The following is a 13602-nucleotide window of genomic DNA, read 5'->3' on the forward strand; positions in this document are numbered from 1 at the left end:
TTACTGTACCCGCCATGTTGCCTTGGCGTGGACCACAAACATCGCGTCGAGGACGTGGGGTCGTATCACGCGCGCGGCGGTCATGCCCGATCGCTCCACCGCGACCATTTTCAGTTAATGTGACCTCATAGCCTTTGAGGCTGCAAGGAACGCTGGGAGGCCGCAGGCACCATTACATAAGCAGAGCCAGGATGCACGTTCTGAGACTGCGACCATCAGCTAGGAGAGTATCTCCTAGTCAATCGCGGCGGCTCGAACCGAATGCGACGCTCGCCTGCGGTTGTTAAAGGAAATGAATCCCGGTGCGGTGACAACAGTTTTATCCAGCCGTGGGTCTTAATCTGTCGATCTCATTTTTGTAATCTACCTTTACTGATTCAAGAACAGGGCTGTTCTGAACAGGAAAAATCTGGGGGTAGATAATCATGAAGACATCGCTGAAGTCGTGTTTGCTCGCTGCTGCATTGCTTACGCCGATGATGGTTTGGGCTCAGGGCGGTTCTACGATCACTCGTGCACAGGTGCGAGATGAACTGATCGAATTAGAGCATGCGGGGTACAGCCCTGCAGCCGCAAGTCCCTATTATCCGGCTGACATCCAGGCCGCTGAGGCGCGTGTTGCTGTGGCGCACGGGAACGCCGTCAGTGGATACGGCACGGGGGCTAATGGCGCTTCGGACGCCGGGCGGCCGGCAGTATCCAAGGGAGACTGGCGTGCAATGTACGACCATCCTTGACTCGTAGGCTAAGACCGATCCGGTTACCGAACTGGTTGCACTACGCGCGGTACCGTTCGCTCTCTTAACCCTGCCGTTTCATCGTCGGGCAGACACCATCGCGCCGTGAGGGTTGCTGTGGGTCGAGACGCGGCTGACCGCCGGTCATGCGCACGTTCGCCTATGGCCATCTTGCGCCTGCAGCGACGCTCACGACGGCCGGCGTCTCGACCCGGGGCATGGGCGTCTCCGGCTGCCAGGCGGAGCGCGTCAAACACAGACGGGTGTCGTCTGGCAAACGGGTTCGCCGACCATGAGCGCTGGTGTCGCCGGCGGGCGTGAGATGCGCAAGTCATGGCAGAAAGCGCATCTGTCCTGATTCTCCCATAAGCAGGTCGCGATTCTGCTCGGCGGCTGCGCGCAAGTAGTCCCACAGCGACTCTATGCGGCGCAGCCGACGGAGTTCTTCGCGGCTGGATAGCCAGAAACGCCGGGTCACGACGACATCATCGGGCAGTACAGCGGCCAGCGCTGGATTCTGCTCCGCCATGAAGCATGGAAGAATTGCGAGCGCTTTACCTTCGAGGGCCGCATGATACTGCGCGATCACGCTTGTACTGCACAGCGTCGCGACGACGTTTGGGACGGTGTTATGCAAATATAAAAGCTCATGGCTAAAAGCGAGATCGGCAACATAGTCGATAAATGCGTGTTCACGGAGATCAGCGACGCTTTCGATCGGTGGGCGCTGACTCAAGTATTCGCGAGCGCCGTATAGCTTCAGGCGGTAATCGCAGAGTCTCGTGTAGATGTATTGTCCGCGCTTCGGCTGTTCGAGGGTCACCACAACGTCGGCTTCGCGCTTGGACAGGCTCACAAAGTGCGGCACGGGCAGCAAGTCAATCGATACGTCCGGGTTCCGGGCGGAAAAATGCGCCAGTTGGGGTGCAAGAAAAAAACAGCCGAATCCTTCTGTTGACCCGAGCCTGACATGGCCTGTGAGCGTTTGTGAGCCGCTCGCGAACTGTTCACTGGCAGACTGGACTGTCGTCTCCATTGTGTCCGCATAGGCGAGCAATCGTTGCCCCTCGCTGGTCAATATGAAGCCGCTTGATCTGGACTTGTCGAAAAGCACCGTGCCCAATGCCACTTCCAGTTCGCGCACACGGCGGGCGACGGTGGTGTGGTCCACGCCCAGCTTCTTGGCAGCGGCACTCGCAGTTTGCGTGCGGGCGACTTCCAGGAAATAGCGCAGATCGTCCCAGTTCAGGTGCCCGGCGAGGTTCATTGTGTTTTTTTGCATGACGGATGGGCTTTTTTCGGTATTCGCAGTGGATATTCGAGTAACTATACTCGGCGACAAGATGCATTGATAGACGGCGTTCAGCACGGTACCGAGCCGCGCGATCAGCGCTACGAAGATTCCAAAGACAGGAGACACGAGATGCAAATCTCTTCCACGAGAGATGCGGGAGCGAGCGCCACGCCGGCTCGAAAGCGCAAGCGCGACTACGTGCTGGCGGGCTGGGCGAGTATGGCCGGTACTACCATCGAGTGGTACGACTTTTTCCTTTACGGGACCGCCGCCGCGCTGGTATTCAACAAGATTTTCTTCCCCACCCTGGACCCAATCCTGGGCACCCTCGCAGCATTCGCCACCTACGGCGTTGGTTTTATCGGGCGCCCCTTGGGTGGCATTGTGTTCGGTCATTTCGGCGATCGAGTAGGCCGCAAGTCTATGCTGTTGGTGACTCTGCTTATGATGGGTATTCCCAGCATGGCAATCGGTCTGATTCCATCCTATCAAACCATCGGTTACTGGGCCGCAGGTTCGCTGGTCGCAATGCGCTTTATGCAGGGTATGGCCGTCGGGGGTGAGTGGGGTGGCGCAGCACTGATGGCGGTTGAGCACGCGCCGGCGGGGAGCAAAGGCTTCTTCGGCAGTCTTCCACAGACGGGAGTGGGCTTCGGGCTTGTGCTGTCATCTGTGGCAATGACGGCCGTGGCGAGGCTTCCGGAAGCCGATTTGCTCTCGTGGGGATGGAGGCTTCCGTTTCTCGCCAGCGTTGTCCTGGTGGTAGTTGGATGGCTCATTCGTGTCGGGGTTCCGGAATCTCCGGCCTTCGAGCGCATCCAGGCAAGCGGCGCCGGAACGAAAGCACCGGTACTGGCGGCCCTGCGCCGGTGTCCCAGGCAGATCCTGTTGATCATTGGCGCACGCACAGCCGAGAACACATGGTTCTATCTTGTGGTGGTGTTCGCGCTCGCCTATGCAGCCAACGAGCTGAAAATCCCGAAACCGGACATCCTGCACGCAATTACCGCTGGCGCTGCGGTCTCATTGATAACCATGCCGTTTTGCGGCTGGCTAAGCGATCGAATCGGTCAGCGGACACTCTTCCTGATCGGCTTGATGATTATGTGCGCATTTGCGGCTCCCTTTTTCTCCATGCTTGGCACGCGGCATCCAGCCGCAGTTTGGTGGGCGATGGTGCTGGGATCCGGTGTCGTGTTTCCGATTCTGTACGCTCCAGAGTCGCAACTTTTTGCTGCTCAATTCCCTCCCGAAATCCGCTACAGCGGGATTTCGCTCGCAGTGCAGATCGCTGGTGTTTTGGGTGGTGGAATCGCACCGATGATTGCAACGGCGTTGCTGGCGGCCGATGAGGGCAAGCCTGGCTACGTGGTGGCCTACATGGTTGGGCTCGGCGTCGTTGGAATCATTTGCACCCTGCTGATGCGCCTGCGGACCGACTGATTCGAGCTCAACTACGAAACACTGACATCCTACACGCGGCCTGGCATCGCCGCCCTTTTGATCTGTCCCACCTGAAAGAGAGTCGATATGAACGCAGTAACCCAAGCTTCGAACGCCGACGTCAAGACGGTAAAGTTGTTGATTGGCGGCGAATTCGTCGAATCGGAAACACGCGAGTGGCGCGACGTCGTGAACCCCGCAACGCAGGAAGTGCTGGCCCGTGTACCTTTCGCTACGACCAAGGAGATCGATGCGGCCATCCGCAGCGCTCACGCCGCGTTTGCAAGTTGGAAGAATACGCCGATCGGGGCGCGAATCCGCATCATGCTCAGATATCAGGCATTGATCCGGGAAAACATGTCGCGTATTGCCAAAACGTTGACGGCCGAACAAGGCAAGACCCTCCCTGACGCCGAAGGTGACATCTTTCGAGGGCTGGAAGTCGTTGAGCACGCCTGTTCGATCGGCACGCTCCAGCAAGGCGAGTTTGCGGAAAACGTCGCCGGGGCCGTTGATACGTACACGCTTCGCCAGCCGATTGGCGTGTGCGCCGGAATTACGCCTTTCAACTTTCCGGCGATGATTCCGTTATGGATGTTTCCGATGGCAATCGTGTGTGGGAACACGTTCGTGCTCAAGCCATCGGAGCAAGATCCGCTTTCGACGATGGAGCTGGTCGAACTGGCGCTTGAAGCCGGTGTTCCCAAGGGCGTTCTGAACGTAGTCCACGGCGGCAAGGAGGTGGTTGACGCACTTTGCACACACGAAATGGTGAAGGCCATTTCATTTGTGGGCTCGACTGCCGTTGGGACGCATGTCTATCGTCTCGGGAGTGAAAACGGGAAGCGCGTCCAATCGATGATGGGCGCAAAGAACCATGCGGTGGTTCTTCCCGACGCAAATCGGGAGCAGACACTCAATGCACTGGTGGGTGCGGGCTTCGGTGCAGCGGGGCAGCGGTGCATGGCGACTTCGGTCGTCGTGCTCGTGGGGGCCGCCCAGGAATGGATCCACGATCTCGTCGAGAAAGCGAAGACGCTGAAGGTAAATGCGGGTAACGAGCCGGGAACCGATATTGGACCCGTCGTCTCCCGTGCGGCCAAGGCGCGCATCCTTGGTCTGATTCAAGCCGGCATACTGGAAGACGCGACGCTTGCGCTCGACGGACGCAATGTTCGCGTTGAGGGGTACGAAGAAGGCAACTTTATCGGTCCGACGGTCTTCACCGAAGTGACGACCGACATGGAGATTTACCGGACAGAGATTTTCGGACCGGTGCTGCTTGTTATGACTGCGGCAACGCTGGATGAGGCCATTGCACTGGTCAACGCCAATCCGCTCGGGAACGGTGTCGGTCTGTTCACTCAAAGCGGCGCCGCGGCACGCAAATTCCAGAGCGAGATCGACGTCGGCCAGGTCGGAATCAACATCCCGATTCCTGTGCCGGTCCCTTACTTCAGCTTCACAGGATCGCGTGGATCGAAGCTTGGCGACCTTGGCCCCTATGGGAAGCAGGTAGTGCAGTTTTACACGCAAACTAAAACCGTCACGGCTCGCTGGTTTGACGATGCAACGGTCAATGACGGCGTGAATACGACGATTAGCCTGCGCTAATTGACAGACGGACTGGGAGTCATCTCGATGAAAATCGGTTTTATCGGTCTAGGTAACATGGGAGCTCCTATGGCGCTCAACCTGGTCAAGGTCGGCCATACGCTTAATGTGTTCGATCTCAATGCTGAGGCGGTACGGACGCTGGTCGAGGCCGGTGCTCGTGCAGTTCCCTCACCACGCGCGGCGGCGACGGATGTCGAGTGCGTCATCACGATGCTGCCGGCTGCCGCACACGTGCGTCAAGTGCTCACAGGTGACGAAGGAGTTCTTGCAGGTATCGCGGACGGTGTCAGAATCATCGATTCGAGCACCATCGATCCGGCCAGTGCACGGCAACTTGCCGCACTGTGCGAAAAACGCGGTAACACCTTTGTCGACGCGCCTGTGTCCGGTGGAACAGGCGGTGCGATTGCTGGTGCGCTGACGTTCATGGTCGGTGCCTCCAAGGATGAGTACGAAGAAATTGTCCCTTTGCTGGCCGCGATGGGCAAGAACATCGTGCATTGCGGCGAGACAGGAACGGGGCAGGTGGCCAAGATCTGTAACAACCTCGTACTCGGTGTGACCATGGCGGGGGTTGCGGAAGCGATGGCGCTGGGCGACGCGTTGGGTATTGATGCGAGCGTGTTGGCTGGCATTATTAACACGTCAACCGGCCGTTGCTGGAGTTCTGACACATACAACCCGTTCCCCGGGGTAATCGGAACAGCCCCGGCGTCGCGCGGATATACGGGAGGCTTTGGAACAGACCTGATGCTCAAGGATCTCGGACTCGCTACGGATGCTGCTAAAGCAGCACGTCAGCCAGCGTTCATGGGCGCCCTGGCGCAACAGCTTTATCAGGCGATGAGCGCTCGAGGAGCGGGGCGGCTCGATTTCTCCGCAATCATGCGCCTTTATCAGGCTGATGCGAACGTGGTGCCCGGCTAGCAAAAAATCGTTCGCTGCCGTGCGTCAGTCGCGAGCCGGGCTCGTGCTTGCCACTGTCGGCATTTACGCGCCTCCCCCTCGGCGTCGGCATGCCGGCACTAAACGGTGAGCAATGCAGTACCCCGGCCGTTTTATCCAACTGGTGGTCGCACAGTAATACGGCAATATCTTCAGGGATCCGATGTCCGCGGCTGCTGTACACACTGGAATGTCAGGAGATGTGATGGATGACTTCTTAACAGATGAACAGCGGATGGTCCGGGACGCGGCGCGCGACTTTGCGATGAAAAGTCTCGCGCCGCATGCGGCCGAATGGGACCGCGGCGGAATCCTGCCCGACGACGTTGTTGCAATGATGGGCGAACTCGGCTTCCTCGGCATGATAGTACCTGCTGAGTGGGGGGGGACTTATACGGACTATGTGGCATACGCCGCTGCAATCGAAGAGATCGCAGCCGGCTGTGCTTCTTGTGCGGCCATGATGAGCGTACACAATTCGGTTGGTTGCGGTCCCATACTGCAATACGGAAATCTTGCGCAAAAGGACCGCTACTTGCATGGTCTTGCGACGGGCGCGTTGATCGGTGCATTCTGCCTGACTGAACCACAGGCAGGATCGGAAGCCCATAACCTCCGTACGAAAGCCGAGCTGCGAGACGGGCACTGGGTGATCAATGGGAGTAAGCAGTTTGTGACCAATGGGTCGCGCGCGGAACTGGCCATTGTCTTTGCCGTGACGGATCCGGAGCGGGGCAAACGCGGAATATCGGCGTTCATTGTGCCTACGGACACGGCTGGGTTCAATGTTGGCAGGCTCGAGGAGAAGATGGGAATCCGCGCATCTGACACCTGTTCTATTTCCCTCGATGATTGCACCATTCCTGAAACGCACCTGCTTGGCGAACGGGGGGAAGGGCTCAGAATCGCGCTATCCAACCTCGAAGGCGGACGTATCGGTATTGCCGCACAGGCTATTGGAATCGCGAAAGCAGCATTCGAGGAAGCTCGTGAGTACGCGCGTCAACGAGTGCAGTTCGGTCAGCCTCTGATTTCGCATCAGAGTATTGCAAACATGCTCGCCGATATGGTGACGCATCTGAACGCGGCTCGTCTCCTCGTACACCATGCAGCGCGCTTGCGAACCCTTGGAATGCCATGCCTGTCCGTAGCGTCGCAGGCCAAACTCTTTGCTTCGGAGATGGCCGAAAAGGTCTGTTCGGATGCACTGCAGATCCACGGAGGATACGGCTACCTTCAGGACTATAACGTTGAACGCCATTACCGGGACGCCCGGATCACGCAGATTTATGAAGGCACAAGCGAAGTGCAACGAATGCTCATTGCGCGTCAGCTGTAACCACACCAACGACGAACGATCGTCTTGACCGCGGCAATTGCTGCCGGGTCCTATGGAGGAAAAGAAGTGATCGAACTTGAGTATCTGGCAGACGACAGCGTGGCTGTCCTTACATTGACGCGCCCGCCCGCCAACGCATTCACACCCGAGGGGCTGGTGCAGCTAAGATGGACCGTTGTGAAGTTGAACGCTGAGCCAAAAGTGCGAGCTGTTGTGATTACCGGCAGTGGAGCAAAGTTCTTTAGTGCCGGTGCGGACCTGAACACCTTTTCAGGTGGCAGCGCCGACATTGCGAGAGCGGCGGCCGCGGCGTTCGGAGCGGCTTTCGAAGAACTGCAGAACGCCCGCCCTGTCGTCATTGCAGCTATCAACGGCTACGCCATGGGCGGTGGCCTTGAGTGTGCGCTCGCGTGTGACATCCGAATTGCAGACGAACGCGCAGTCCTTGCGCTGCCGGAACCCCAGGTGGGCCTACTCCCGTGCGGCTGTGGCACGCAGACGCTACCTTGGCTTGTCGGCGAGGGTTGGGCAAAGCGAATCATCCTTACGGGGGAAAAGATTGATGCGGCATTGGCCTCTCGAATCGGTCTGGTCGAGGAAGTAGTAGCGGCCGGTGAGGCGCGCCAGGCGGCTATTGCGATGGCGGAGCGTGTCACGAGACTTAGCCCGGAGGCGGTCGAGTTCAGCAAGGTGCTGATACACCAGGCACGAAACGGCGTTCCGCGCTCATCGGCACTGGCAGTGGAGCGGGAACGGTTTGTCGACCTATTTGGAGCGCCGAATCAGCTCGAAGGTGTGAATGCATTTCTCGAGAAGCGTGCGCCAAACTGGAAACTTGCTTCGGGTAACGTCAAATGAATGCCACGCTTGCCGCGGTGATTCCCGGCGCTGATGCGGAAATCGGGTTCCGTGTCGTCAATCGCATTGCGATTGCAACGCTGAACCGTCCGCAGTCCCTGAACGCGCTCACGCTGCCTATGATCCGAATGTTGTCCGGGCTATTGGAGCACGTGCGCAACGACGACGCGATCGCCGCATTGCTATTCGAAGGGGCGGGAGAGAAGGGCTTTTGTGCCGGGGGCGACGTGCGTACGCTCTACGAGCAAGCCCGCTGTGGCGACAAACTCGGCGAGACGGGTTGGCAGCGATTCTTCGCGGAAGAATACCGGCTGGACTACGAGTTGCACAGGTTTGAGAAACCGGTCGTCGCACTGCTTGACGGCATTACGATGGGCGGTGGGATGGGCCTTGGACAGGCAGCGAACCTTCGGATCGCGACCACGCGAACAAAGATGGCGATGCCAGAGACACGGATCGGTCTGCTACCCGATGTAGGCGCCACGCATTTCCTTGCAGCGATGCCTCCGGCGATGTCCCTTTATCTTGGACTGACGGGTGCCACCTTGGGGGGGCCGGATGCAGTTCGGCTGGGTTTGGCCGACTTCTGCGTACCGGCTGGCGCGTTGAGCGATCTTGACGAGCGCCTCATGAAGGTTCGGTCCGATCGCGACGTGCTCGCGTCTTTGCGCTCGGTGCTAGGCGGCTCAGCTGAAGTTGAGACCGATTCGAGGAACGCCTTGGCCCCGTTTTCGTCGCTGATCATGCGACACTTCGAGTCCGACGCAAGCGTAGTGCACATCATCGCGTCACTGCATAACGCGCTGGACAGCGATCCCCCGTCCGATGAGCGCGACTGGCTACAACGAACGCTAGATTCGCTTTTGAGCTGTTCTCCCACCATGCAACTGGTTACCCGCGAAGCGTTAATGCGTGGCAGGCAAATGTCACTTGCTCAATGTTTCAGGATGGAACTCGGCATCATTACACGGGCAGTTGAAGAGGGAGATTTCTGTGAGGGGGTACGCGCGCATCTCGTCGATAAAGACAGAAATCCGCACTGGGCACCGCCGAACATCGAGACGGTGCCGATTGAGCGTGTTTCCCATTTCCTGACTTCACCGTGGCAAAGCGACACTCACCCGCTTGCGAATCTCGAGCCTTGAGCGACTTCTAAAACATATTTTCGGAGGACATCCGCTTAGAAACCTTTAGTGGAATACGGAAATGAGAGCGTGAGCACCGCGGTGCTGCAATGTCCACCTTGTGCTGTGCTTATAAGGAGATCATGCCGAACGCGCCTGATTCGTTGGCAAGCCGTACCGTAGAGAGTGGGGCGCTCGCTCGCGATAGACCGGCGGCTTGCACGCCATCGAATCAGTGAGGCGCAGAATGCCGTATTAGCCCCAAGCTTTGGTAGTTGAGCGTCGATGTAGAGCGTAGATATATAGCAGTCCATAATACTATATTGGAGACGTCGTCATGAATAAGCTCGACCTCAGTGGTCTGGTGGATAACGCCAGACTGAATCGATTCCATTATGGAAACCTGTTTTGGTGCGCGATTGTCATCATATTCGACGGATATGATCTGGCGGTCGCCGGCGTAGCTTTGCCTTCGATAATGCAGGACATGGGTGTTTCAGCCGCTAGTGCCGGTTTTATGGTCAGTTCTGCGTTGTTCGGAATGATGTTTGGCGCGGTAATTATGGGGATGCTCGCGGACGCCTTGGGCCGGCGATGGACGATTGCTGCGAGCTTATTGATCTTCAGTGCATTTACGGCGGCAGCAGGTTTCACCCATGAGCCGAAGGTGTTCAGTATTCTGCGGTTTATCGGCGGGATCGGTCTGGGCGGAGTCATGCCGATTCTGGTTGCCCAAATGACCGAGTATTCACCGCGGCGCATGCGCTCGACTCTGGTAACGCTGATGTTCAGCGGCTATTCGGTCGGCGGTATGCTCGCCGCTGTGCTGGGAAAGGCGCTGCTGCTCAAGTACGGGTGGGAATCTGTTTTTATCGCGGCGGGCCTACCGGCACTGTTGGTACCGTTCGTGCTCAGATATATGAGCGAATCCATGTCGTTTCTCCAGCGCAAGGGCCGCGTCAACGAATTGCGAAAAATCGCAATTGCGCTGGATCCGAGCCTGGAGTCTGCGGGCAGTTATCATTTTAAGTTACCCGAAGCGCTCAAGTCAGAGCGCATTGGCCTGACAACCCTCTTCGAAGACGGGCGAGGTATCAGTACCCTCTTTATCTGGGTAAGCTTCTTCATGGGGCTGTTTGTTGTTTATGCACTGAGTTCGTGGCTTGCAAAGCTGATGGCAAATGCAGGTTACAGCCTTGGGTCGGCGTTGACTTTCGTCCTTGTACTTAATTTTGGTGCACTGGTCGGTGCGGTGAGCGGCGGGTGGTTGGCAGACCGCTTCAATATGAAGCATGTGCTCACGGGCATGTATGCCTGCGCAGCGATTTCCATCGTCCTGCTGGGCTTCAGGTTGCCTCACAGTTTGCTGTTGGTTGCTGTCTTTGTAGCGGGGGCATCGACCATCGGCACACAGTTGGCCGGCTACGCATACGCGGGACAGTTTTATCCCGCAGCAGTCAGGGGCACGGGGATCGGGTGGGCATCTGGAGTCGGCCGCGTGGGCGCGATCCTGGCACCAGTGATGATCGGGGCGTTGGTCGGTATGTCTCTGCCGTTGAAACAGAACTTCATTGCCATCGCGATTCCCTCCGTTATCGCGGCGATCGCGATGCTTTGTATCAATCACAATCGCCGGGCGGGAGGTCAGTCGTCGTCATTGCCGGCGGAACATGCGGCGGAGGCCGGATTGTGACCAGCGTGTCGTCGATAGTTTGTCTACCACAGTTCAGGAACGCCGGATTTCAGGAGGCGTTCTGAATACTCGCCGCCCAGCTCTTTAGGCCTTATTGCCGCGCCGCTGGGTTCTGTCCGTGAAATTCTGTTCAAGACCAGATTAAGGAACGGTGAGAGACTGAGACGTGCATCAGTTTGAGTAGGAAGAGCAGTGCGTGATGGCTGATACCATTGACGTAAGTTAGCTCAGGAATCTGCTTTTTTCAGCTGGATGCTTGACTTTCCGTCGGATATGTCGTCTGCCGTTGGACCACGGCGTGGCGACCGCAACGCGCTGGCAGCGCGTCTCGGACTGTTGGGATGGTCTCATGTTGCAAGGGCTGGAGTTCCATTAAATGAGTGGAGACAGGGAATGATCTATGAAGTAGCAGGTGAGGGGAGCCCGCGCGCCGCGGGCGGTTTGCAATCATCGCCCGTTGTAGGCAGAAGGCATTCAGTCGTCATTGTCGGGGGCGGTGCTGCTGGCATCGGCGTTGCCTCGAGCCTGCTTTCCCGGATGCCGGACCTTGATATTTCGATCATTGAGCCAGCCGACGTTCATTACTATCAACCCGGATGGACGATGGTAGGCGGAGGTGTATTTGATCAAGCGGTTACGGTCAGGACAATGGCATCGGTAATGCCCGACCGCGTTCAGTGGATCAAGGCTGCGGTAACCGGGTTCGAACCGGAATGGAACTTTGTGGTTACGGACGCGGGCAATGTTGGCTACGATCATCTGGTCGTTTGTCCAGGCCTCAAGCTGGACTGGGCGGCGATCGACGGTCTGGAGGAGGCGCTAGGAAAAGGTGGGGTTACGTCGAACTATCGATTCGATCTGGCGCCCTATACCTGGGCGTTAGTCCAGGAGTTGTCCGCTCGCGGCGGCAAAGCTGTATTCACTCAGCCTCCTATGCCGATCAAATGTGCGGGAGCACCTCAAAAAGCCATGTATCTATCGGCGGATTACTGGCAGCGACGCGGCATGTTGAGAAAGGTAGAGATTGAATTTTGCAACGCGGGCGCCGTTTTGTTCGGTGTGGCCGACTACGTGCCCGCGCTGATGGAATATGTTGAGAAATACGGTGTGTCGTTGAACTTTGGCGAAAACCTCGTGAGTGTCGATGGAAAAGCTAGGACCGCAACGTTTAAGCGGGCGACCCCGGATGGCAGTAGCGAGCTCGTGACGCGCAAGTACGACATGCTTCATGTCGTCCCACCGCAGAAGGCCCCTGATTTCGTCAGCAGGAGCAAGCTGGCGGACGCTGCAGGATGGGTGGAGGTAGACCCTGCGACCTTGCAGCATAAGCGCTTTGAGAACATCCACGCGCTCGGGGATGTTGGCGGGATGTCGAACGCGAAAACTGTTGCTGCGGCACGTAAGCAAGTCCCAGTTGTAGCGCAGAATGTACTCACTGCGCTCACGCGCTCCCACGGGACCGCTGTATATGATGGCTATGGTTCCTGCCCTCTGACCGTCGAACGTGGGAAAATCGTATTGGCAGAATTTGCTTACGGAGGAAAAGTTACGCCGACGTTCCCAACGTGGCTGATAAACGGCAAACGTCCGTCCAGATTGTCGTGGATGCTAAAGACCAGATTGCTTCCTTTTGTCTATTGGCACGGTATGTTGAAGGGCCGCGAATGGCTGGTAGCGCCGGAAATAAAAAGGTAGCACCCGAAAATTCGTGCATCGCGCGCTAACTACGCGATGGCAGTAGGTCGACGGCATCAGGCGATACAAGATAGTAGTGTTTGTTGAACGGATCGATGATGCTGCGCGAGGTGCCATTGCAACAGCCATCGCGGGTATGACCGAAGATCGGCCAACTCATGCCAGATGCGTCCGCGCAACGCCAGGCCTGACGATGCGGCCGGCGTAAGTAGCGCCTTCAGAAACGGCATGCCATCACTGAACGTCGATGCAGCGAGGATCGCATACGTGACGCGATTGCAACGCTGCGCTGGCAGATTGCACCCCACATCTCCAGGATTACAGAGATGGCCGTGTTGCCGCGTTACGCCACATGACGCAGTAGTGCAATTCGCGACCCGCGAGATATCGATGGGTGCCAGGCAGGACGCGCCCTGAACTGCATGAGCCGCGCACGGCGCGACTCTTCGGGTGGCTTCCCGGTCCGAACAGTTGCGATGCGTGAAAGGCCGCGAAGGGACCGCTAACGTGCCACACGCATCGGTTGCGCTCGCGGCGCGCCCTGCATTCTTTTGGCGCATACCCGTCTCGACGCACTTCAGATCGCCAACACCGCACGTCGCTTGCCCGGGCCAGCCCGGATGAACTGGTAGCCCTTTCAGTAACGCAGTGGTTCGAGTTAGCTTTGTCATCGCATCAAGCGGTCTTGCCGGGCCCCGCTGACTCAGGAGTGTGGATGCGCAATCGTCCCAGAGCCCTCAACGCTTTCCCGTGATCAAGCTGAAGTCTCATCGATTTTCGTGCTCGCGCAATTCTGTACAAGACACGGGTGGAAGCCACGCATACGCTTCGTTTAGCTGACGAACCATACTGCGTCG

The 13602-nt window shown here is 57.8% G+C and carries 10 protein-coding genes; 9 read left to right on the forward strand and 1 reads right to left on the reverse strand.

What is annotated here, in order from left to right:
* Positions 1-425 precede the first annotated feature (425 nt).
* The gene (locus HDG37_RS17410) at positions 426-737 is read left to right on the forward strand and encodes a DUF4148 domain-containing protein (protein ID WP_184049720.1); all 312 of its coding nucleotides are present in this window, start codon (positions 426-428) and stop codon (positions 735-737) included.
* A gap of 331 nt (positions 738-1068) precedes the next feature.
* Here HDG37_RS17410 and HDG37_RS17415 read toward each other — a convergent pair whose 3' ends face one another.
* A complete protein-coding gene (locus HDG37_RS17415; RefSeq protein ID WP_184049787.1) occupies positions 1069-2019 on the reverse strand; it encodes a LysR family transcriptional regulator in 951 nt (316 codons plus the stop codon).
* Positions 2020-2160: 141 nt separating this feature from the next.
* Between HDG37_RS17415 and HDG37_RS17420 the strand changes: the two genes are divergently transcribed.
* From HDG37_RS17420 to HDG37_RS17455, 8 genes are all read left to right on the forward strand, one after another.
* Complete coding sequence (locus HDG37_RS17420; RefSeq protein ID WP_184049722.1) at positions 2161-3474, forward strand: MFS transporter; 1314 nt, start codon at positions 2161-2163, stop codon at positions 3472-3474.
* Positions 3475-3561: 87 nt separating this feature from the next.
* Positions 3562-5088, forward strand: coding sequence for a CoA-acylating methylmalonate-semialdehyde dehydrogenase (locus HDG37_RS17425; RefSeq protein ID WP_184049723.1), 1527 nt, complete (start codon positions 3562-3564; stop codon positions 5086-5088).
* Positions 5089-5115: 27 nt separating this feature from the next.
* Positions 5116-6018, forward strand: a complete 903-nt coding sequence (gene mmsB, locus HDG37_RS17430) for a 3-hydroxyisobutyrate dehydrogenase (RefSeq protein WP_184049725.1) — start codon at positions 5116-5118, stop codon at positions 6016-6018.
* A 223-nt stretch (positions 6019-6241) separates the two neighbouring features.
* Positions 6242-7375 (forward strand): acyl-CoA dehydrogenase family protein, encoded by a 1134-nt coding sequence (locus HDG37_RS17435; RefSeq protein WP_184049727.1) that lies wholly within the window; start codon positions 6242-6244, stop codon positions 7373-7375.
* 66 nt (positions 7376-7441) lie between these two features.
* Positions 7442-8233, forward strand: a complete 792-nt coding sequence (locus tag HDG37_RS17440) for an enoyl-CoA hydratase (RefSeq protein WP_184049729.1) — start codon at positions 7442-7444, stop codon at positions 8231-8233.
* Positions 8230-9378, forward strand: coding sequence for an enoyl-CoA hydratase/isomerase family protein (locus HDG37_RS17445; RefSeq protein ID WP_184049731.1), 1149 nt, complete (start codon positions 8230-8232; stop codon positions 9376-9378). Before HDG37_RS17440 ends, HDG37_RS17445 begins: the two co-directional genes overlap by 4 nt.
* Before the next feature lie 316 nt (positions 9379-9694).
* Positions 9695-11050 (forward strand): MFS transporter, encoded by a 1356-nt coding sequence (locus tag HDG37_RS17450; protein WP_184049733.1) that lies wholly within the window; start codon positions 9695-9697, stop codon positions 11048-11050.
* Between the two features lie 393 nt (positions 11051-11443).
* On the forward strand, positions 11444-12745 hold the full coding sequence (locus HDG37_RS17455; protein WP_260334901.1) for an FAD/NAD(P)-binding oxidoreductase: 1302 nt from the start codon (positions 11444-11446) through the stop codon (positions 12743-12745).
* Positions 12746-13602: the final 857 nt, after the last annotated feature.

Origin of the sequence: Paraburkholderia sp. MM5384-R2, from assembly GCF_014201025.1 — a bacterium.
GTDB classification, from domain to species: domain Bacteria; phylum Pseudomonadota; class Gammaproteobacteria; order Burkholderiales; family Burkholderiaceae; genus Paraburkholderia; species Paraburkholderia tuberum.

What these genes read in the sequence shown, in the direction of transcription:
- HDG37_RS17425 (WP_184049723.1), top strand. Translation starts at nt 3,562, where the DNA reads ATGAACGCAGTAACCCAAGCTTCGAACGCCGACGTCAAGACGGTAAAG.
- HDG37_RS17445 (WP_184049731.1), top strand. Translation starts at nt 8,230, where the DNA reads ATGAATGCCACGCTTGCCGCGGTGATTCCCGGCGCTGATGCGGAAATC.
- HDG37_RS17450 (WP_184049733.1), top strand. Translation starts at nt 9,695, where the DNA reads ATGAATAAGCTCGACCTCAGTGGTCTGGTGGATAACGCCAGACTGAAT.
- mmsB (WP_184049725.1), top strand. Translation starts at nt 5,116, where the DNA reads ATGAAAATCGGTTTTATCGGTCTAGGTAACATGGGAGCTCCTATGGCG.
- HDG37_RS17420 (WP_184049722.1), top strand. Translation starts at nt 2,161, where the DNA reads ATGCAAATCTCTTCCACGAGAGATGCGGGAGCGAGCGCCACGCCGGCT.
- HDG37_RS17455 (WP_260334901.1), top strand. Translation starts at nt 11,444, where the DNA reads ATGATCTATGAAGTAGCAGGTGAGGGGAGCCCGCGCGCCGCGGGCGGT.
- HDG37_RS17415 (WP_184049787.1), bottom strand. Translation starts at nt 2,019, where the DNA reads ATGCAAAAAAACACAATGAACCTCGCCGGGCACCTGAACTGGGACGAT.
- HDG37_RS17435 (WP_184049727.1), top strand. Translation starts at nt 6,242, where the DNA reads ATGGATGACTTCTTAACAGATGAACAGCGGATGGTCCGGGACGCGGCG.
- HDG37_RS17410 (WP_184049720.1), top strand. Translation starts at nt 426, where the DNA reads ATGAAGACATCGCTGAAGTCGTGTTTGCTCGCTGCTGCATTGCTTACG.